At 71.2% G+C, this 20,268-nt stretch carries 20 protein-coding genes; 12 read left to right on the top strand and 8 right to left on the bottom strand.

Annotated features, from left to right (window positions below; translation table 11 throughout):
* Nucleotides 1-21: 21 nt before the first annotated feature.
* A complete protein-coding gene (locus ETD85_RS19960) occupies nt 22-1,425 on the bottom strand; it encodes an aldehyde dehydrogenase family protein (RefSeq protein ID WP_138691256.1) in 1,404 nt (467 codons plus the stop codon).
* A 140-nt stretch (nt 1,426-1,565) separates the two neighbouring features.
* Nucleotides 1,566-2,168, bottom strand: coding sequence for a mycothiol-dependent nitroreductase Rv2466c family protein (locus tag ETD85_RS19955; RefSeq protein WP_379508007.1), 603 nt, complete (start codon nt 2,166-2,168; stop codon nt 1,566-1,568).
* 107 nt (nt 2,169-2,275) lie between these two features.
* Here ETD85_RS19955 and pepN point away from each other — a divergent pair, with 107 nt between their 5' ends.
* The 4 genes from pepN (at nt 2,276) to ETD85_RS19935 (ending at nt 7,586) form a co-directional block, all read left to right on the top strand.
* Nucleotides 2,276-4,840: an aminopeptidase N gene (gene pepN, locus ETD85_RS19950; protein WP_138691254.1), complete on the top strand. Its 2,565-nt coding sequence runs from the start codon at nt 2,276-2,278 to the stop codon at nt 4,838-4,840.
* Between the two features lie 98 nt (nt 4,841-4,938).
* A complete protein-coding gene (locus tag ETD85_RS19945; protein WP_138691253.1) occupies nt 4,939-5,214 on the top strand; it encodes a TIM-barrel domain-containing protein in 276 nt (91 codons plus the stop codon).
* Nucleotides 5,215-5,259: 45 nt separating this feature from the next.
* A complete protein-coding gene (locus ETD85_RS19940) occupies nt 5,260-6,540 on the top strand; it encodes a serine/threonine-protein kinase (RefSeq protein WP_138691252.1) in 1,281 nt (426 codons plus the stop codon).
* A gap of 95 nt (nt 6,541-6,635) precedes the next feature.
* Entirely contained in the window at nt 6,636-7,586 is a 951-nt protein-coding gene (locus ETD85_RS19935; RefSeq protein WP_138691251.1) for a hypothetical protein, read from the top strand.
* A 6-nt stretch (nt 7,587-7,592) separates the two neighbouring features.
* Here the strand turns inward: ETD85_RS19935 and ETD85_RS19930 are convergent, their stop codons facing one another.
* Nucleotides 7,593-7,955 (bottom strand): DUF5130 family protein, encoded by a 363-nt coding sequence (locus tag ETD85_RS19930; protein WP_138691250.1) that lies wholly within the window; start codon nt 7,953-7,955, stop codon nt 7,593-7,595.
* Between the two features lie 7 nt (nt 7,956-7,962).
* The gene (locus ETD85_RS19925; RefSeq protein ID WP_138691249.1) at nt 7,963-8,253 is read right to left on the bottom strand and encodes a hypothetical protein; all 291 of its coding nucleotides are present in this window, start codon (nt 8,251-8,253) and stop codon (nt 7,963-7,965) included.
* Between the two features lie 299 nt (nt 8,254-8,552).
* Here ETD85_RS19925 and ETD85_RS19920 point away from each other — a divergent pair, with 299 nt between their 5' ends.
* Complete coding sequence (locus ETD85_RS19920; RefSeq protein WP_138691248.1) at nt 8,553-9,380, top strand: nuclease-related domain-containing protein; 828 nt, start codon at nt 8,553-8,555, stop codon at nt 9,378-9,380.
* A gap of 9 nt (nt 9,381-9,389) precedes the next feature.
* Here the strand turns inward: ETD85_RS19920 and ETD85_RS19915 are convergent, their stop codons facing one another.
* Nucleotides 9,390-10,079 (bottom strand): TetR/AcrR family transcriptional regulator, encoded by a 690-nt coding sequence (locus tag ETD85_RS19915; RefSeq protein WP_138691247.1) that lies wholly within the window; start codon nt 10,077-10,079, stop codon nt 9,390-9,392.
* Nucleotides 10,080-10,146: 67 nt separating this feature from the next.
* Between ETD85_RS19915 and ETD85_RS19910 the strand changes: the two genes are divergently transcribed.
* The 4 genes from ETD85_RS19910 (at nt 10,147) to ETD85_RS19895 (ending at nt 14,501) form a co-directional block, all read left to right on the top strand.
* Entirely contained in the window at nt 10,147-10,956 is an 810-nt protein-coding gene (locus tag ETD85_RS19910; RefSeq protein ID WP_138691246.1) for a thioesterase family protein, read from the top strand.
* A 149-nt stretch (nt 10,957-11,105) separates the two neighbouring features.
* Complete coding sequence (gene ilvD, locus ETD85_RS19905) at nt 11,106-12,944, top strand: dihydroxy-acid dehydratase (RefSeq protein ID WP_138691245.1); 1,839 nt, start codon at nt 11,106-11,108, stop codon at nt 12,942-12,944.
* Between the two features lie 89 nt (nt 12,945-13,033).
* A complete protein-coding gene (locus tag ETD85_RS19900) occupies nt 13,034-13,528 on the top strand; it encodes a helix-turn-helix transcriptional regulator (RefSeq protein WP_170246755.1) in 495 nt (164 codons plus the stop codon).
* 67 nt (nt 13,529-13,595) lie between these two features.
* Nucleotides 13,596-14,501, top strand: a complete 906-nt coding sequence (locus tag ETD85_RS19895) for a serine hydrolase (protein WP_138691244.1) — start codon at nt 13,596-13,598, stop codon at nt 14,499-14,501.
* Nucleotides 14,502-14,587: 86 nt separating this feature from the next.
* On the opposite strand, the gene ETD85_RS19890 is transcribed toward ETD85_RS19895, so the two are convergent.
* From ETD85_RS19890 to ETD85_RS19880, 3 genes are read right to left on the bottom strand one after another with little or no spacing between them, the layout of a single operon-like run.
* Complete coding sequence (locus ETD85_RS19890; protein ID WP_138691243.1) at nt 14,588-14,800, bottom strand: FmdB family zinc ribbon protein; 213 nt, start codon at nt 14,798-14,800, stop codon at nt 14,588-14,590.
* A 58-nt stretch (nt 14,801-14,858) separates the two neighbouring features.
* The gene (locus ETD85_RS19885; RefSeq protein WP_138691242.1) at nt 14,859-15,668 is read right to left on the bottom strand and encodes a GNAT family N-acetyltransferase; all 810 of its coding nucleotides are present in this window, start codon (nt 15,666-15,668) and stop codon (nt 14,859-14,861) included.
* Nucleotides 15,669-15,717: 49 nt separating this feature from the next.
* Complete coding sequence (locus ETD85_RS19880; protein ID WP_138691241.1) at nt 15,718-16,227, bottom strand: HNH endonuclease; 510 nt, start codon at nt 16,225-16,227, stop codon at nt 15,718-15,720.
* Nucleotides 16,228-16,505: 278 nt separating this feature from the next.
* On the opposite strand from ETD85_RS19880, the gene ETD85_RS19875 reads away from it, so the two are divergent.
* From ETD85_RS19875 to ETD85_RS19865, 3 genes are read left to right on the top strand one after another with little or no spacing between them, the layout of a single operon-like run.
* Complete coding sequence (locus ETD85_RS19875) at nt 16,506-18,563, top strand: prolyl oligopeptidase family serine peptidase (protein ID WP_138691240.1); 2,058 nt, start codon at nt 16,506-16,508, stop codon at nt 18,561-18,563.
* Between the two features lie 10 nt (nt 18,564-18,573).
* The gene (locus tag ETD85_RS19870) at nt 18,574-19,365 is read left to right on the top strand and encodes a helix-turn-helix domain-containing protein (RefSeq protein WP_138691239.1); all 792 of its coding nucleotides are present in this window, start codon (nt 18,574-18,576) and stop codon (nt 19,363-19,365) included.
* 5 nt (nt 19,366-19,370) lie between these two features.
* Nucleotides 19,371-19,721, top strand: coding sequence for a VOC family protein (locus ETD85_RS19865; protein ID WP_138691238.1), 351 nt, complete (start codon nt 19,371-19,373; stop codon nt 19,719-19,721).
* The last annotated feature ends 547 nt before the right edge of the window (nt 19,722-20,268 follow it).

The raw sequence follows: 20,268 nt of genomic DNA, 5'->3' as shown, positions 1-20,268 counted from the left end.
ACCGCCCCGGCGCGCGGGAGATCAGAGCTGCAGGGACTTGACCTCGAGATATTCCTCGAGCCCGTACTCGCCGAGCTCGCGGCCCACGCCCGACTGCTTGTAGCCGCCGAAGGGGGCCAGCGGGTTGAACCGGCCGCCGTTGACCGCCACCTGGCCCGTGCGCAGGCGGCGGGCGACCGCGAGCGCGTGCTGCTCCTCGCCCGACCAGACCGCGCCGGCCAGGCCGTATTTGGTGTCGTTGGCGATCTGGACGGCGCTGTCCTCGGTCGTGTACGGGATCAGCGACAGGACCGGCCCGAAGATCTCCTCCTGCTCGATCGTCATCCCCGGCTCCACCCCCGCGAACACCGTGGGCTCGACGTAGTAGCCGCGCTCGTGCGGCCGCTCGGTGCCGCCGGCGACCAGCCGGGCGCCCTCTTCCTGGCCCCGGTTGATGTAGCGGATCACCCGGTCGCGCTGGGTCGCGGACACCAGCGGGCCGATCTTGGTGGACTCGTCGAAGGGGTCGCCGACGGTGTAGCCGCGGGCGATCTCGACGGCCAGCCGGACGGCCTCGTCGTACTGGTCGCGGTGGACGATCATGCGGGTCCACGCCGAGCACGTCTGGCCGGCGTTGACGAAGCAGTTGGCCACGCCGACCTTGACGGCCAGGGCGAGGTCGGCGTCGGGCAGGATGATGTTGGCGGACTTGCCGCCGAGCTCCAGCGCCACCCGCTTGACCGACTCCGCCGCCAGCGCGGCCACCCTGCGGCCCGCGGCCGTCGAGCCGGTGAAGGAGACCATGTCCACCTCGGGGTGGGCGGCCATGGCCTCGCCGACGACCGGACCGCGCCCGCTGACCAGGTTGAACACACCGGCGGGCAGGCCCACCTCGTGGAAGATCTCCGCCAGCGCGTACGCGGCCAGCGGCGCCACCTCGCTCGGCTTGAGCACCACCGTGCAGCCCGCCGCCAGCGCGGGCGCGACCTTGCAGATGACCTGGTGCAGCGGGTAGTTCCAGGGCGTGATCGCGGCGACCACCCCGATCGGCTCCTTGACCAGCAGGGAGTTGCCGATGCGCGACTCGCGCGGGTAGCTCTCGGCGAGCTGGGCGTAGGAGGAAAGGACCGTCGCGGGCATGAGCGTCTGCACCTTGAGCGCGAACCCCAGGGGGGCGCCCATGTCGGTCGCGATCGTCTTGGCCATCTCGTCGGAGCGCTGTTTCAGCAGCTCGGCCGCATTGCCGAGCAGCTTGCCGCGCTCGGCGGGAGGCGTCTCCGACCAGGCGGAGAAGGCTCTTCTGGCGGCGTTGGCGGCTGACTCGACATCGTCGGGAGTGCCGGCGGGCACTCGATCGATGATCTCTTCCGTGGCCGGGTTGACGACCTCGATGGGCTCGTCGGACGCCGAAGCGGTCCACGAGCCGCCGATATACAGCTGACGCATAGCCACATCCTGACAGTGCCTCAGGAGACTGGGACAGTGCTCACTTTGACTGGAGGATAAGCCTTCTCCACCGCGATCAAGGTTTCCCCCGTCCGCGTATCACGATTATCCCCGGCGCGCCCCGGCGCCGGGTGGACATGTCAGTCGAACTGAGGACGCTTGGTGCGGGTGCGCTTCAGCTCGAAGAAGTCATCGGATTCGGTGACCATCAGAACGCCGTCCCAGAGCCGCCCCGCTTCCTCGCCCCGCAGGATCCGGGTGATCACGGGCCCGAAGAAGGCGTTGGCGCCGACCCGGATGATCGGCGTGCCGACCTCCTGGCCGACGAGGTTGATGCCCTCGTCGTGCGAGGCGCGGATGGCGCCGTCGTATTCGTCGGAGTCGACGGCCTCGATCAGGCCCGGCTCCAGCCCCGCGCCCGCCAGCGCGGACTCGATGGTCTCGCGGAAGCTCTCGGGCTCCTTGCTCTTGCCCTCGTTGTGCAGGCGGGTGCCGAGCTCGGTGTAGAGGGCGCCGATGGCCTGGTCGCCGTGCTTGGCGGCGGCGGCCGCCACCACGCGTACGGCTCCATGGGCACGAATAGCGCCCTCGCGGTATTCATCCGGCACGTCCTTGCCCTCGTTGAGGAAATGCAGGGACATGAAGCGCCAGCGAGGCTCGATGGAGCGAACTTTCCCAACTTCGAGCAACCATCGTGACGTAACCCAGGCGAACGGACAGGAAGGATCGAACCACAGATCCACGGGAATCTTCTCAGTCACGTCTGGCCATAACCTGAGGTGGTTCGGATCGTATTCCCGGCATGGCAGGATACGGACAACCCCGACGAAGTGGTGAAAAGGAGCGCAACTTGGCAGGCAACCTGACCCGGGACGAGGCTCGCGAGCGCGCCCGGCTGTTGAAGGTCGAGTCGTACGAGGTCGCACTCGACCTGACAGAGGGGGACGAGCGTTTCGAGAGCGTCACGACGGTCCGCTTCACCAGCAGCCGCCCTGGCGCGCCCACGTTCATCGACCTGCACGGCGCGCGCGTACGCAAGGTGACACTCAACGGCGAGGACCTCGACGTCGAGAGCTACGACGAGGAGAAGGGCCGCTTCCCGCTGCCCTCCGTCGCCGAGTCCAACGAGCTGCGCGTGGACGCCGACTGCAGTTACATGCGTACGGGCGAGGGCCTGCACCGCTTCGTCGACCCGGTGGACCAGAAGGTCTATCTGCACAGCCAGTTCGAGACGGCCGACGCCCACCGCATGTACGCCTGTTTCGACCAGCCCGACCTCAAGGCCGCCTTCCAGCTCACCGTGCTCGCCCCGGGCGACTGGGAGGTCGTCTCCAACGCGGCCGCCGCCAAGGTGACGGAGCTGCCGGAGGAGAGCGGCAAGCACGGCGTGGTGCAGGCGGCCCGGCGCTGGGAGTTCCCGCCCACGCCGGTCATGTCCACCTACATCACCGCGCTGGTGGCCGGGCCGTACCACAAGGTGACCTCGGAGCACGATGGCATCCCGCTGGGCATCTACTGCCGGGCCTCGCTCGCCGAGCACCTCGACGCCGACAACATCCTCGAGGTCACCCGGCAGGGCTTCGACTTCTTCCACCGCGTGTTCGGGGTGCGCTACCCCTTCGGCAAGTACGACCAGCTCTTCGTGCCGGAGTTCAACGCCGGCGCCATGGAGAACGCGGGCTGCGTGACGTTCCTGGAGGACTACGTCTTCCGCTCCCGGGTCACCGACGCGGTGGTCGAGCGGCGCGCCGAGACGATCCTGCACGAGATGGCGCACATGTGGTTCGGCGACCTGGTCACCATGCGCTGGTGGGACGACCTGTGGCTGAACGAGTCGTTCGCCACCTACATGTCCGTGCTCGCCCAGGCCGAGGCCACGAGGTGGGGCACGCGCGCGTGGACGACGTTCGCGAACGTGGAGAAGGCCTGGGCCTACCGCCAGGACCAGCTCCCCTCGACGCACCCCATCGCCGCCGACATCCCCGACATGCAGGCGGTCGAGGTCAACTTCGACGGCATCACCTACGCCAAGGGCGCCTCGGTGCTCAAGCAGCTCGTGGCGTACGTGGGCCTGGACAACTTCCTGGCCGGCGTCCGCGACTACTTCGCCGAGCACGCCTGGGGCAACACCGAGCTGAAGGACCTGCTCACCGCGCTGGAGCGGACCTCGGGCCGCGACCTGTCCTCCTGGTCGAAGGAGTGGCTGGAGACCGCGTGGGTCAACACGCTGCGCCCGTCGTTCGAGGTGTCCGGAGGCCGGTTCACCAGCTTCGAGGTGCTGCAGGAGGCCCCGGCCGACTACCCGACCCTGCGCTCGCACCGGATCGCGATCGGCCTGTACTCCCTGGCCGACGGCGTGCTGACCCGGACCAAGCGCGTCGAGCTGGACGTGGTCGGCGCCCGCACGAACGTGGCCCAGCTCGTCGGCGAGGAGCAGCCCGACCTGGTGCTGCTCAACGACGACGACCTGACCTACGCCAAGATCCGCCTCGACGACGACTCGCTGCGGACGCTGGTCAACGGCGGCATCGCCCGGTTCACCGAGTCGCTGCCGAGGGCCCTGTGCTGGTCGGCGGCCTGGGACATGACCCGCGACGGCGAGATGTCCACGCGCGACTACGTCAAGCTGGTCATCTCGGGCGTGTCCACGGTCACCGACATCACGGTCCTGCAGGCCGTGCTGCGGCAGGCCCGCATGTCCGTGCAGCAGTACGCCGACCCGGCGTGGCGGGCGGAGGGCCTGTCTCTGCTGGCCGCCGAGCTGCGCTCGCTGCTCGGCTCGGCCGCACCGGGCTCGGACCTCCAGCTCGCCTTCCTGCAGGCGTTCGCCCCCGTGGCGACCTCGGCGGAGGACCTGGCGCTGCTGGAGGGCATCCTGGACGGCTCCGCGGTGCCCGAGGGGCTGACCGTGGACGCCGACCTGCGCTGGACGCTGGTGCACGCGCTGGTGGTCGGCGGCCGGCTGGCCGAGTCCGACATCGACGCCGAGCTGGAGCGGGACCCTACGGCGACGGGTGAGCGCTCGGCCGCGCTGTGCCGGGCCGCGATCCCGGACGCCGGGGCCAAGGCGGCCGCGTGGGAGCGGATCGTGGGCGGCCAGCTGGCCAACAGCATCGCCCGCACCACGATCGGCGGCTTCCAGGACCCGCACCACCCCGAGCTGCTCAGGCCGTACCGCGAGAAGTACTTCGCGGAGGTGGGGCGGATCTACCAGGAGTGGACGTTCGACCAGGCGTCGTCGTTCGCGGTGGGCTGCTTCCCCTCGCTGCTCATCGAGGCCGCGACCGTGCAGGCCGCGAACGACTTCCTGGCGGCGGAGAACCCGCCGCAGGCGCTGCGCCGGTTGATCCTCGAAGGCGCCGACGGCGTCAGCCGCGCCCTGCGCAACCAGGAGAAGGACGCCGCGTCCGCCTGACGTCTCCGTAGAAAGGCCCCCGCCACACCTGGCGGGGGCCTTTCGCGTTTCGCGGCGGTTTCCGGGTCTTGACAGCCAGGTGCCCTGGCGCGCCGCTCATGCGCGGCCTGTTCGTCGACCATCCCCGCGACCCGGGTATCTGGCGGCACCCGCTGCGGTACAAGCTCGGGGACGCGCTCCTCGTCGCTCCCGTGACGGAGCCCGGCAGGACGGAAGTGACGGTTTACCTGCCGGAAGGTGAGTGGATCGACGTCTGGACCGGAGCCGCGCTGCCCGGTGGCGGAGAGGTGATCCTGCCCGCCGCGCTCGACCGGCCGCCCGTCGTCTGCGCGGCGGGGCACTGGACGCGTCTCACCTCTGTCTTCACCGATTGAGCGTCTTGGCGCTGGCATCGCGGGCGCGGTGTTAGCCTCGGGGGCGTGCTAGGCGCGGGGACCACTCTCAGTGATCGCTACCTGCTGTCCGACCGCCTCGGCGGCGGCGGCATGGGCGAGGTGTGGCGTGCCGACGACACGGTTCTCGGGCGGGCCGTGGCGGTCAAGGTGCTCATGCCCGCCCTGACCGAAAACCCCACGTTCGCCCAGCGCTTCCAGAATGAGGCCAGGGCGATGGCCACGCTCAGGCATCCGGGCGTGGTCGACGTCTACGACTACGGCACCTGCGAGGTCGAAGGCCGCCAGGTGAGCTTCCTGGTCATGGAATACGTGCGGGGCGAGTCGCTCGACCGCGTGCTGCGGCGCGGCCCGCTCGGCTCCGAGGCCACCATGCGGCTGGTCGCGGAGGTCGGCGACGCGCTGGCCGCGGCCCACGCGCAGGGCATCGTGCACCGCGACGTCAAGTCGGCCAACCTCATGGTCAGGCCCGACGGCAGCGTGGCGCTCACCGACTTCGGCATCGCGCACTCCGTCTCCGCGGGTCATCTGACGACCACGGGCACGATGCTGTGCTCGGCCGGCTACTGCGCGCCCGAGATGGCCACGGCCAGCGACGTCACGCCCGCGGTCGACGTCTACGCCCTGGGCGTGGTGGGCTACGAGTGCCTGACCGGGAACCTGCCGTTCCAGGGCGACACGCCCGTACAGATCATCTTCAAGCACCTCAACTCCCCCGTCCCGCGCCTGCCCGACGACGTGCCGCCCGGGCCCCGGCAGGTGGTGACGCGGGCGCTGGAGAAGTCCCCCGACGCGCGCTGGCCGACCGCCGCGCTGATGGCCGAGGCCGCCCGCAAGGCCATCGCCGCGCCTGACACGCTGCCCGTGCCGCGCCGCCGCCGCACGACCCGGGTGGTGCTGACCGCGATCGTCGCCGTGGCGGTGTCCGCCGCCGTGGCCGGCTCCGTCTGGCTGCGGCCCACCGAGCCCGCCTCCAGCAACGAGGTCGAGCCATCGAGCAGTGTCATGGGCACCGTCGCCGAGGTCTCCCCCACGCCGCCGACGGCCGGCCGGCACACGACCCTGCCGCCGGTCAAGCGGAGCCCCGCCGCCCGGCCGACCCGCGCCACCCCGGTGCCGACGAGCCCCACCGCGACGGTCTCCGTCCCCACGCCGACCAAGACGGTCACGACTCCCACGCCGACCACGTCGGAGCCCGAGCCGCCGACCGAGCAGCCGACCTCCCCCGGCCCGGAGGAGCCGACGTCGGAGCCGACGGTCAGCGTCCCGCCCGGCGACATCCAGTGCATCCGGGCGCCGTGCCCGTGATCGCGTCCAGATCTTGAAGCTGTACGCCCTGGTGACCCGCTATGCCCGGGTCTCTCCCGTCATCAGCCGCTCGCCCATCATGAGAAAGTCATCGCGTGGACTCGACTCGTGACCTGCTCATCGCCCTTGCCCGCCGCTACGCCTTCGCCGATCTCGGCGCGCTCGCATCGGTCGCGGAGGTCGCCGAGGTGTGCGAGTTCGGGCAGCGGCTGCTCTCCCTCGACGCCGAAGACTTCGCCGCCGAGGCCAGGAGCGTGCCGGCCGACCTGCGGCGGCAGGCGCGGGCCTGCCACATGCCGCAGACGCCGCGCGAGCAGCCTCGGGGCGCGCTGGAGTCGCTGCGGCCCGCGTACGGGCTGCTGCTCGAAGTGATCGCCGTGCGGTGGCACCGGCGCGAGCTGAGCCCGATGATCGCCGCGGTGCACATCGCCAGCGAATACCTGCCGCTGCTGGCCTTCGAGCCGCAGCTCGGCCATGCGGGCGATCCGGCGCGGTGGCCGGCCGGGCTGAGCGCGGCCGGGAGCAGGTTCGGCGTGATCGGCGACCGGGAGTGTGACCACACCAAGTCCGAGCAGTCCGCCACGAACAGGACGCTGCGGGTGTCGGTGGAGCCGGCCGAGGGATGGCGGGCGTACTTCGACCGGCAGCACAGCCAGGTGGCGGGCGCGCTCGGCGTGTGCGTGGCCACCTGCCGCAACCCGTGCACGGCCATGGACTGGGTGGCGCCCGAGCCCCGCGCCGACCTGCAGCTGCGGGCGCGCACGGCGCTGGCCTTCGCCGAGACCCCGCTCGTACGGCTGCGCCACGCGGCGCCCGTGGGCCACGGCTTCGGCGTGCCGTCGCCCGAGGAGGTGCTCGACGCTTGGGAGCGCAGCCGGGCGGTGCTCGACAAGAGCGCCGTGGGGTCGGCGGCGCTGAAGGACGACGGGTTCCCGCTGCCCGGGCTGCCGGCGCTGTTCTCGGCCGTCGCCGACGCGCCGATCGCGCCCGCGACCCTGCTGGACGGGGTCAGCGAGCACATCGTCGGCCTGCTCGAAGCCCGCTGACGCCGGTCAGCGGCGGGCGGTGGCCTGTTCGCCGAGGGCGGCGATGCCGTACAGCAGCCCGCCCACCAGGTCTCCGACGCTGAACGCGGTCGCCATCGACATCCCGGTCAGCCGGCACGCGCTGTCGGTGAGCCGCCGCCTGGCGCGCTCCCCCGTCACGATCTCCAGCGCCCGGCCCGCGATGTCCACGAACACCACCACGGCGTCGTCGGCCTCCTCGCCCAGGGCGGCGTGCAGGCGCTCGGCGAAGTGCCGCCGGCTGCCCACCGGTTCTCCGAGGAACACGCCGAACCGCAGCCCGCTGCGCCGCTCGGCGGTGTGCAGGGCCTGCCTGACGTCGTCGGCCTGTGCGGCGGTCAGTCCGCGCATCGCCACCTCACCATCCCGCCGACGCGCCGCCGACGTGCCTGCCCGGCTCCGCCGTCTCGGCCGCGGCCACCCAGTCGTGCTCGGGCACCTCCGCCCAGTGCGCGACCCGGTCGGCCAGCACCAGCCCTGAGGTGCTCACGCCGCGCTCGCTCCTGGACGGGCCGCCCAGCCACACCGGCCCGGACTCGATCCGGCGCTGCGCGCTGCGACCCGGCAGCATGACCAGCAGGCTGATCAGCACGAACAGCCCGAAGGACACTCCGATGAGAAAGAGCAGGATCTCCGCTGCGCTGTTCACACCAAGAACGTAAACCCCGTTGGGCGGTCCGGCCAGACCCGTCTACGGGTGTCCGCCGGACCTGTCCGGGAATGTCCGTCGGCAAGATCCGGCAAAGTCTCCGGCGTGACAGGCGGCCCGATCGGCATCTCCTATAACGCGCTAAGATCGTTTTCCGGGGAAGCTGGGCCTTCGCCTCTCTAGAGAGGGAACGAAAGACATACCCCGAAAACATGAGTGGAACACGATGAGCTGGGCCATAAAACTATGGACAGGTCAACACTAGGAATCCTTAAGATTCCCGAGCTACGGTGAGTTACGTGGACTCCGACATCCAGCGAGAAGACGGTCACAACGCGTCACCTATCTGGGTGAGCGACCGGCCAGAAAGCGAGCAGACCGCCGCCGCGAAGCCTTCGGCGCCCACCTCCACGTACGCGCCCGTCGAGCGCGCGTCCGTGCGCAGCCTGCTCCAGCAGCCACGCTTTCGCCGCCTGCGCAACCGCGCGATCCTGGCGGCGGCCGTCGGCGTGGTCGTGGGCTTCCTCGTGGGCGACTGGCGAGTGGGGGTGACCGCGGGTGTGATCGCGGGCATCCTGGAGGCGGTCTACCGTGCGCGCTCCAATTCGTCCGTGCCCGCGTGGCGGCGGACGTCCGTGGCTGAGCGCCGCACCGAAGCGCAGCTGCGCAAGCTTGAACGCAGCGGCTACCGCACGCTGCACGCCAGGGCGATCCCGGGCAGCGAGGCCCAGATCGACCACCTCGTGGTGGGCCCGACAGGCGTGTACGCGGTCGACTCCGAGAAGTGGGACAAGCGCCTTCCCGTCCGCGTGCAGATGGGCAAGAAGCTGTTCCACGGCCCCTTCGACATGAAACCCCGCCTCACCGAGGCGAAGTGGGAGGCCTCGCAGGCCAGCGAGCTGATCACCAAGGCGTTCGGCCGCGAGATCTCCGTGGTGCCCTCGCTCGCCATCTACGGCCCTCCGGTGCCGTGGAAGATCATGACCATTCGCGGCGTGGACGTCTACCAGGGCGACCGCGCGCGCAAGTGGATCACCAAGCGGGAGCGGGCGCTGACCGACGGCGAGATCGACCGCATCTTCGACATCGCCGCCCAGGTGCTGCCGGCCCGCTACGGCGAGGGCTGAGCGAGCGCCTCACGCCTCCCACGAACGGGCCGCCAGCCGTACGCCGAAGTCGTCGAGGCCGGCGGCCAGCTCCTCACTCGGCGGCAGCGACTGCGGGAGCCGCGAGTAGAGCGCGGTGCCGAACCCGGCGATGCGCACGATGCGGTCGATCAGTGCCTCCTTGTCGCGCGGCCACGGGAACGACGGCTGGGCGATCAGCAGGGAGACGCAGCCGTGCACGGCCGACCAGAGGCCCAGCGCGAGCTCCTCGGGGTCGCCTTCGAGCACCCGGGTCTCCACGCAGGCCGTGACCACGCTCACCATGTGCCGGAATGCCTGCGCGGCGGCGGGCGGCACCCCCGGCGTCGCCGACGGGCGCAGCATCAGCACCCGGTACTGCACGGGATGGTCGAGGGCGAACCTGGCGTACGCGCGCCCGCACCGGCCCAGGGCGAGGAAGGGGTCGCCGCCGAGGTTGTCGGTGAAGAGCCGGCCCAGCTCGTCCCAGACGCGCAGGCAGACCGCCTCGACGAGGGCCTCCTTGTCGGCGAAGTGCAGGTAGACCGACGGTGTGGACACCCCCGCCCGCAGGGCGACCGCGCGCAGCGTGAGCGCGTCCTCGGTGCCCGACTCGGCCAGCAGGTCCTCGGCCGCGCGCAGGATCTCCTCCCGTAGCAGCAGTCCCGCTCCGCGCCTGGCGCGTACGCGTCTGGTGGTCATGGAACTCAGGTTGACGCCGTCAGGTTAACGATGTCAATCTGAGCTCCGGCGGAAGGAATTACGAAAAATGGGGACTTTTCGCGAAGCGACCGCGCTCACCGTCCGGGGCGACGGCGAGTTCGGGGCCGTGCTGGACGCCCAGTGGAGCGTCGGGACCCGGCTGCACGGCGGCTACCTGCTGGCCGTCCTGGGCCGGGCCGCCTGCGAGAGCGCGGCGGGCGCCGGGCATCCGCACGTGTCGGCCGTGAGCGGGTCCTTCATCGAGCCTCCCGAGCCGGGCGAGGCCGTGGCGCGGGTCGAGACGCTGCGGGTGGGCAGGAGCGTGGCCCAGGTCAGGGCCGCGCTGGTGCAGCAGGGCAGGACGCGGGTCGAGGCGCACATCACGCTCGGCCTGCTGGACGACTCCGGCCCCTGGTGGTCGGCGCACGAGCCGGTGGCGCTGCCGCCCGAGCAGGACTGCCTCCTGGTGCCCGTCGATCCCCCTGGCGCCGGGTTCTCCGTGCCGCTGATGGCCGTGGTCGAGGAGCGCATCGACCCGGACCATCTGGCCTTCGCCTTCGGCTCCCCCTCCATGCGCGGCCTGGTCGCGACCTGGCAGCGGCTGGCCGACGGCTCGGACTGGGACCCGCTGAGCCTGCTGGTGGCGCTCGACCCGGTGCCACCGGTCTCGTTCGACCTGGGGTTGTCGGGGTGGGTGCCGACCATCCAGCTCTCCGCGTACATCCGCAGGCTTCCGGCCCCCGGCCCGATCAGGGTCCGGCTGACGGCCACGGACGTCGGAGGCGACCGGATGGACGAGGTGGCCCACGTGTGGGACGACAAGGGCCGGCTGGTGGCCCAGGCGACCCAGCTCGCCGCCGTGCGCCTGCCTGCCTAGCGATCCGCCGCACGAGTGCCCGCTTGGCGGGTTGACGGATTCGGTCGCGGCACGATCCGGTAACCAAGCGTCCGAAGCGTGGACGGACGTCTCAGTTACCGGGCGGTGGCCGTAACATGTGAAGACTCGCTAGCGATGGGAGACGCCCAATGCCCGCCCTCAGGTCACGTACAGTCACCCACGGCAGGAATATGGCCGGTGCCCGGGCCCTGCTCCGGGCGACCGGCGTAGCCGGGAGCGACTTCGGCAAGCCCATTATCGCCGTGGCCAACAGCTTCACCCAGTTCGTGCCGGGTCATGTGCATCTGCGCGAGGTGGGCGACGTGGTGTCCGCCGCGATCCGGGAGGCGGGGGCCATCCCCCGCGAGTTCAACACGATCGCGGTCGACGACGGCATCGCCATGGGCCACGGCGGCATGCTCTACTCGCTGCCGTCGCGCGAGCTGATCGCCGACGCCGTCGAATACATGGTCGAGGCCCACTGCGCCGACGCGCTGATCTGCGTCTCCAACTGTGACAAGATCACGCCGGGCATGCTGCTGGCCGCGTTCAGGCTCAACATCCCGACGATCTTCGTCTCCGGCGGGCCGATGGAGGCGGGCAAGACGCCCGGCAAGAAGCTCGACCTGATCGACCCGATGATCGCCTCCGCCGACGACTCCGTCTCCGACGCCGAGCTGCTGGAGATGGAGGAGAACGCCTGCCCGACCTGCGGCTCCTGCTCGGGCATGTTCACCGCCAACTCGATGAACTGCCTCGCCGAGGCCATCGGCCTGGCCCTGCCGGGCAACGGCACGATCCTGGCCACGCACAAGGCGCGCAAGAAGCTCTTCGAGGACGCGGGCCGGCAGCTCGTGGAGATCACCCGCCGCTACTACGAGGACGGCGACGAGTCGGTGCTGCCGCGCTCGATCGCCACCCGTGAGGCGTTCGAGAACGCGATGACGCTCGACGTGGCGATGGGCGGCTCGACCAACACGATCCTGCACATCCTGGCCGCGGCCCGCGAGGCCCAGGTGGACTTCGGGCTCAAGGAGATCAACGAGATCTCGCTGCGGGTGCCGTGCGTGTGCAAGGTCGCCCCCGCGACGAACAAGTACCACATCGAGGACGTCCACCGCGCCGGCGGCATCCCGGCCATCCTGGGCGAGCTCGATCGGGGCGGGCTGCTGCACCGCGACGTGCCCACCGTGAACGGCGGCACCCTGGGCGACATGCTGGCCTCCTGGGACGTCCGCTCGCCGACGGCGCTGCCGGAGGCCGTGGAGCTGTGGCACGCGGCGCCGGGCAACGTGCGCACGGTCAAGGCGTACTCACAGGACAACCGCTGGGATTCCCTCGACGTCGACCGCGCGGACGGGTGCATCCGCGACATGGAGCACGCCTACACCGCGGACGGCGGCCTGGCCGTCCTCTACGGCAACATCTCGCGTGACGGCGCGGTGGTGAAGACGGCCGGGGTCGACGAGTCGATCTGGAAGTTCAGCGGGCCCGCGGTGGTGTTCGAGTCGCAGGAGCAGGCCGTCGAGGGCATCCTCGGCGGGCGGGTCAAGGCCGGCGACGTCGTGGTCATCCGCTACGAGGGCCCCAAGGGCGGGCCCGGCATGCAGGAGATGCTCTACCCGACCTCCTTCCTCAAGGGCAAGGGGCTAGGCAAGGTGTGCGCGCTCGTCACCGACGGCCGCTTCTCCGGCGGCACCTCCGGCCTGTCGATCGGCCACGCCTCACCCGAGGCGGCCGAGGGCGGCGCGATCGCGCTGGTCGAGGACGGCGACCTCATCGACATCGACATCCCCGGCCGCAAGCTGGAGCTGCGGGTCCCCGAGGCCGAGCTGGCGGCGCGGCGCGAGCGGCTGCTGGCGGACCTGGGCGGCTACCGCCCGCGCGACCGCAACCGGCCGGTGAGCGTGGCGCTGCAGGCGTACGCGGCGATGACGACGTCCGCCTCCACGGGCGCCTCGCGCGACCTGACCCAGCTCTCGCGCTAGCAGACGGCGGTCTGTGCGGCAGGTGAGAACACCCTTGCCTGCCGCACAGGTTTTCGAAAATTGTCGGTGGTCGTCCCTAATATTGGGGTATGACGACAGTCGTGAAGCACGATACTCGCCCGCTGACGACCGCCGAGATCGCCGCCCTCGCCCTCTCCCTCGCCCACCTCGGAGCAGGACCCCAGGCCGTCACCGCCAGGCGCGGCCTGCAGCACGCACTCGAGCACCTTGAGCTCGACGACGACGTCATCGCCACCACGCTCGAAACCCTCACCGAGCCGCTGCCGCTGGAGGTCGCCTCCAGGGCCAGGCTGATGGCCGACGCCATCACCAGCCGGCTCATGATCCGCCTGCACTACCGCGACGCCTCCGGCCACATCACCGCGCGCGACGTCGAGCCGGTGACGTGCCTGGTCCACCGCGAATACTGGTATCTGGTCGGCGTGTGCAGGATGCGCCGGGCGATCAGGGCGTTCAGGTTCGACCGGATCATCGCGGTCGAGCCCACGCTCACGCCGTCCCGCCCGCATCTGGCCGACCGGTTCCTGCCGTTCCAGCGCCGCAGGCGCAGCCGGGCCGCGTAGGAAACTGGCCGAAGTTTGACCGGCGCCACCCCCGCCCGTTGGGGTGGCGGCTGGCAGGCTCCCGCACATGCGCGTTCGGGGGCTCTCGCTCATCGTCACCCTCCTGCTGGTCACGCCCGGCTGCGGCGCCGGCGCCACGGCGCCGCGCCCGGTCCCCGCGCCCCAGCAGAGACCGGACGGGGCGGTCGTCGGGAACGCCCTGCCACCACGGGCGCAGGGCGCGCTCGACCAGGCGCTGGAACGCTACCTGCGCGGGCGTCCCGGGCGGGCGGCGCTGGCCGTCTATGACCGTACGACCGGCGCCCGCTACTCCTTCCGGGAGCGGCCGGCGTTCATGCTGGCCAGCGTGGCCAAGGTGGACATCCTGCTGGCGTTCCTGCTGGGCAAGCAGCGCGAGCGGCGGCCGTTGAACGCGTACGAGCGCGCGCTGGCCTCCCGCATGATCCGCTACAGCGACAACGACTGCGCGCACGAGCTCTACCTGACCATCGGCGGCCAGGACGGGCTGGCCAGGATGCTGCGCAGAGTGGGCGTCGAGCACACGCGGCCGGGCCCGGGGCTCTCGTGGGGCGCCACCATGAGCGGGCCGTCCGACCAGGTGAAGGTGCTGGAGCAGCTCACCGACCCTGAGGGGCCCGTGTCGGCCGGCAACCGGCGCTACGCCCTGCAGCTCATGTCGTCCGTGCGGCCCTCGCAGGCGTGGGGCGTCAGCGCGGCGGCGGCCGAGGGCGTGACCGCGCTCAAGAACGGGTGGCTGCCGGCGGAGGTGCACGACGGGCTGTGGACGGTCAACAGCGTGGGGCGGCTGGACGTGCGCGGGCACGAGCTGCTGATCGCGGTGCTGTCGGAGCGCAGCCCGGACATGGAGACGGGGATCGCCACCGTGGAGCGGCTCGCCCGGCTGGCGGTTCGTGCGCTGACCCGAGCCCACCCGGCCGCCGGAACCGCCGTGGCGGCCCGGCCGCGTGGTTGAACCCCGCACGGGCGGAGAGCCGAGCGGTCAGGAGCAGCGCGGTCCAAGAGCGGCGCTTCTGGACCGGTGCTCTCGGGAGCAGCGGGTCAGGAGCAGCAGCCTCCGCCGCAGCAGCCGCCACCGCCGCCACCGCTCGCCCGGGGGGCGGCGGCGCTGCCGGTCATGGACACCGTGGACAGCAGCTTCACCGTGTCGGCATGCCCGTCGGGGCAGGTCGCCGGGTCGTCGGAGGCCGACATGGGACGGGAGACCTCGAAGGTGGAGCCGCAGGCGCGGCAGCGGAAGTCGTATCGCGGCATGACCTAAGCGTATCCGCAGACTCCGCTGACCGCTGCGGCCCGTCGGGCGCCACCCTGCCTAGGCGCGTTGACCGTAGGTGAGGTGGGCGTAGTCGGACACGGCCTCGTAGCCGATCGCCTGGTAGATGGCGTTGCTCGTCGGGTTGCCCAGGTCGGTGAAGAGCACGACCTGCTCGCAACGCTCCGCCAGGCCGACCTGGCTGGCGTGGGCCGTGACGGCGGCGCCGTACCCGCGCCTGCGGCAGGAGGGCGGCGTGTAGACAGGACCGATGCGGCAGACGCCGCCCGCCGGGAGGGAGAGCGCGGCCAGCGAGACCGGCGCCCCGTCCGCCTCCCACACGAACAACTCGCGCCCCGCCAGTCGCTGCGCCACCCGCTGGGCAACGTCGTCGGACTCGCCGAGCCCCACCTCGGCGCCGAACGCCTGGTACCAGCTCACCAGCAGCGGGTAGTCGGCGGGCACGGCCTGCCTGCCGTGACCGGGCACGTCGGGGATGTGGAGTGTGCCGAGGCGGTAGAGCCGTTCGGACACCGCTCTCCGGGGCGGCCCGAGCAGCCGGATGACCTCCGCGGTCAGCTCCAGGCGCCCCACGACCGCGGGCAGGTCGCCGCCGAGCGCCTCCACGAGCGGCGCGACGGCCTCGACGGGCATGCCGGCCAGCCCGACGGGGTGCGGCGGAGTACGGAAAGCCGCCCCGCGAACTTCCCCGTCCACTGTCCACCAGCCGAAGACCGGGTTCTTCGCGGGCATGCCCGCCCGCAGGTTGGCCAGGATGGTCAGCGCGACGGTGTTGTGCACCGGGTCGCCGAGCAGAAAGGGCTCGGCGACCGCGGCGTACTCCTCAGCGTCCTGGGTTAAGGTCCACATGCCTGTTCATGGTGTCAGGCGGCGGAGTCCCGGTATACGGGGCCCGTGATCAGGCCGCTGCCTCAAGGTAGGGCGCCCACTGGGGGTCGCCGACGAGCGACGCGCCGATGAGCCGCCAGTGGGCGCCCCGTGGCACGGCCGGGCTGACGCGCAGCGTCCACCCGAGCTCCTCCAGGTATTTGTCGGCCTTCCGGTGATTGCACGTCGTGCACGAGGCGACGCAGTTTTCCCAGGTGTGGGTGCCGCCCCTGGACCGCGGGACGACGTGATCGATGGTCTCGGCCTTCATCCCGCAGTAGGCGCAACGGAAGTCGTCGCGCCGCATGAGAGCGGCCCTGGTCAGGGGTATGCGCGACCGGTACGGGATCCGGACATATCTCCGCAACCTGATCACCGAGGGCACGTCCAGCGTGCATGTCGCGGAGCGCAGCACCGCGCCCCGGCCGTCACGGTGGACGACGTCGGCCTTCTCCCGCAGGACGAGCACGATGGCGCGGTGCAGGGAAAGGGTGGTCAGGGGTTCGTAGGTGGCGTTAAGCAGCAGGACTTGGCGCGTCATCGGGCCTCTCCCTGCTGCACGCGTATCAAAGGGGACATGCCGCAGCATGTCCCGCCTGTCGGCCCCTCCTGGGGCACTTGTGCTTCCGTCACGTGGACCTCCGCCGGACGGTCCAGCGGATGGTCACCACGGCACCGTCCTGTCACCAAGTCTGGCGTTTGCACCGTGGTCCCCGCCACCCCAAAACCGGCAGCCGGAATGACTAGAGGGACGCACGATACGTTTTATGCCCGCTTCACCAGCGCTTTACGCATCCACGTTGGCAGTAGGGTTCCTGCATGACGCGAGAGCCTTACCCGACCGCACGCCGCGAGAGCACCGTCGACATCTTGCACGAAACACCCGTGTCAGATCCTTATCGATGGCTCGAGGATCCCGACAGTCCCGAGACGAAGGGCTGGCTGCTCGGTCAGGCCGAGCTGTTCAGAAACGGTCGGGGGACTCAGCGGTTCAAGAGCCGCATCGCGGAGCTGCTCAGGTCCGGCTCGGTGGGCACGCCGGCCTGGCGGGGCGGGCGCCACTTCTTCAGCCGGCGCACGCCCGACCAGGAGCACGCCGTCTACTACGTCGTCGAGCCCGACGGCACCGAGCGCGCGCTGGTCGACCCCATGCAGATCGACCCCTCCGGGCTGACCACGCTCGACGCGGTGCAGCCCGACAAGGAGGGGCGGCTGCTCGCGTACCAGATCTCCGTGGGCGGCGACGAGGAGTCGGTCCTCTACGTCATGGACGTCGCCACGGGCGTGCGCGTCGAGGGCCCGATCGATCGCTGCCGCTACTCCCCCATCGCGTGGCTGCCCGGCGGGGAGGCCTTCTACTACGTACGCCGCCTGCCGAGCACCGAGGTGCCGGAGAACGAGACGCAGTTCCACCGCCGCGTCTACCTCCACCGCGTCGGCACCTCGACCGAGGACGACGTGATGATCTTCGGGCATGGCCTGAAGATGACGAACTACTACGGCGTCTCGGTCTCGCGTGACGGCCGCTGGCTGCAGGTGTCGGCGCACGAGGGCACGGCGCCGCGCAACGACCTCTGGGTGGCCGACCTGACCGAGTCGCCGATCGAGCGGCCGGCGCTGACGGTCGTACAGGAGGGCCTGGACGCGCAGTCCGGGCTCGTGTTCGGCCGCGACGGCAAGCTCTACGTGCACACCGACCTCAACGCGCCCCGGGCCAGGGTGTGCGTCGCCGACCCGGCCGAGCCTGGCTACGAGACCTGGCGCGACCTGATCCCCGAGGACCCCGAGGCGGTGCTGAGCGACTTCGCGATCCTCGACGACCTGGAGCGCCCGGTACTGCTGGTGGGCTGGACCCGCCACGCGATCAGCGAGATCACCGTGCACGACCTGGCGACCGGCGAACGCCTCGGCGAGGTGCCCACCCCGGGCCTGGGCACGATCGGCGGCATCTCCGAGCGGCCCGAGGGCGGTCACGAGGCGTGGTTCGGCTACACCGACAACACCACGCCCCCGACGATCCAGCGTTACGACGCCAGGACGGGCGAGACCACGCTCTGGGCGGCCTCGCCCGGCGCGGTCGAGGTGCCTGAGGTGCGCACCTCGCAGGTCGTCTACCGGTCCAAGGACGGCACCGACGTCCGCATGCTGATCATCTCTCCCGCCGACGACACGCCCGGCCCCCGGCCGACGATCCTGTACGGCTACGGCGGCTTCGGCCTGTCGATGACCCCCGGCTACTCCGCCTCGATCCTGTCCTGGGTGGAGGCGGGCGGCGTCTACGCGATCGCCAACCTGCGCGGGGGCGGCGAGGAGGGCGAGGACTGGCACCGGGCGGGCATGCTCGGCAACAAGCAGAACGTCTTCGACGACTTCCACGCCGCCGCCGAGCACCTCATCGCCACCGGCGTGACGACGGCCGCGCAGCTCGGCATCTCCGGCGGCTCCAACGGCGGCCTGCTGGTGGGCGCGGCGCTGACGCAGCGCCCCGAGCTGTACGCCGCCGTCGTGTGCTCCGCGCCGCTGCTCGACATGATCAGGTACGAGCAGTTCGGGCTCGGCGCCACCTGGAACGTCGAGTACGGCTCCGCCGAGGACCCCGAGGGATTCGGCTGGCTGCTGGGCTACTCGCCCTACCACGCGGTCAAGGAGGCGGTGTCGTACCCCGCGACGCTGTTCACCGTCTTCCAGTCCGACACGCGCGTGCACCCGATGCACGCGTGGAAGATGTGCGCGGCGCTGCAGCACGCCTCGGCGTCGGACCGGCCGGTGCTGCTGCGCAACGAGACCGAAGTCGGCCACGGTGCCCGCTCGGTGAGCAGAAGTGTCGACCTGTCGGCCGACACGCTCACCTTCCTGGCGCGGCACACCGGCCTATAGTCTCGAAAATGTGAGCACCCTGGGGTTGGCCATGGTCGAGGCCGACCCCAGCGCTGCGCTGCGGCCCTATGTGACGCGGCTGTGCGCCTACCGCGAGCACTACGGCTCCCCGGTGACCCGGTCGGAGATGGCATTGCCGGGAGCCGTGCTCATCCTCGCGTTCGGCTCGCCGATGGAGGTGGCGGGGAAGCCGGTCACGGCGTTCTCCGGCGGTCTCGGCGACCGTTTCACCATCACCCGCACCATGGGGCCGACGGAGGGTGTGGAGGTGCTGCTCACGCCGTTCGGGGCCAGGAGGCTCTACGGCGTGCCGCTGCGGCACCTGACCAACCTGACCGTGCCGCTCGCCGACCTGCTCGGCCCCTGGGCCGACATGGCGGTGGGCAGGCTGGCCGAGACGCCGTCGTGGCAGGACCGGCTGGCGCTGACCGACCGGCTGCTGGCCGCGCGCATCCGGCAGGGGCCCGCGATCGGCCCCGAGCTGCCGTGGGCGTGGGCGCGGCTGCTGGAGTCCGGCGGCCGCGTGGGCGTGTCGTCGCTGGCGTCGTCGCTCGGCTGGAGCCATCGCCATCTCGTCTCGCGCTTCCACGACCAGATCGGGCTCTCGCCGAAGACGGCCGCGCGGGTGATCCGGTTCGGGCGGGCGGTACGGCTGCTGCAGTCGGGCACGCCCATCGCGCGGGCGGCGGCCGACTGCGGCTTCTACGACCAGGCGCACATGAACCGGGAGTTCCGGCTGCTGGGCGGCACGACGCCAGGTCAGATTTTTCCAAGACCCCTGGACGCGCCCCAGGCATCCTGAGCTTCATGAAGCGAACCGTTTACGCACTCGCCCGCTACCAGAACTGCCAGGCCGCGCTGGACTTCCTGACCAGCGCGTTCGGGTTCCGGGTGCACGAGGCGAGCAAGAACGACGACGGCGTGGTCAACCACGCGGAGCTGCTGGTCGGGGACGACCTGATCATGATCGGCGAGGGCCGGCCCGGCGGGCCCGGAATCTACGTCGCGGTGGACGACGTCGACGCCCACCACGACCGGGCCAGGGCGGCGGGGGCCGAGGTCACCATGGGGCTGACGGAGCAGCCTTATGGGTCGCGCGAATACGCCTGCAAGGATCCGGAGGGGAATTCCTGGTTCTTCGGCACGTACCGGCCTTGAGGCCGGGCGACCACGGAGGCGCCCCCGACCCTCGGCCCCGCACTCTCAATCCCCGGCTCCCGACCCTGGGCTCCCGGCCCTGGCTCCGCGCTCCCGGCCCCAGGCTTGGGGCTTCCGGGCTCGCAGCTTCCGGGCTCGCAGCTTCCGGGCTCGCAGCTTCCGGGCTCGCTCACACCGGGGCGAGCGCCCCCTGGGCTGCCTGGACCGGATGACGCCGTGACGGCGGCTGGCCGGGTCGCTCGGAGCGCGGCCGATCCGCCGACCTGGACTTGCGAGCGACCGGTCTGAGCTGCTGGTCAGCCTGGTGTCTCCGCGGCTTGGAGCGTGCCTGTGGGCGTCTCTGGGGGCTCAGCCGAAGGCGTGGTCTGAGGGCGTAGCCTGCGGCGTCTCTGGAGGCACGTCTGGAGGCGTCGCCCAGGGCGTATCTGTGGGCACAGCCGAGGGCGCGCCTGGGGCCGCGTCCGGGGGCGTGTCCGGGGGTGCGTCTGAAGGCTTTGCCGGGGGTGCGTCTGAAGGCTTCGCCGGGGCTGGGGCGGCTGCTGGGGCC

The sequence above is a fragment of the Nonomuraea zeae genome, assembly GCF_005889725.1.
Taxonomy (GTDB): Bacteria; Actinomycetota; Actinomycetes; order Streptosporangiales; family Streptosporangiaceae; genus Nonomuraea; species Nonomuraea zeae.
Note: the sequence above shows the minus strand (reverse complement) of the source record. Positions and strands in the feature narration are given on the sequence as shown.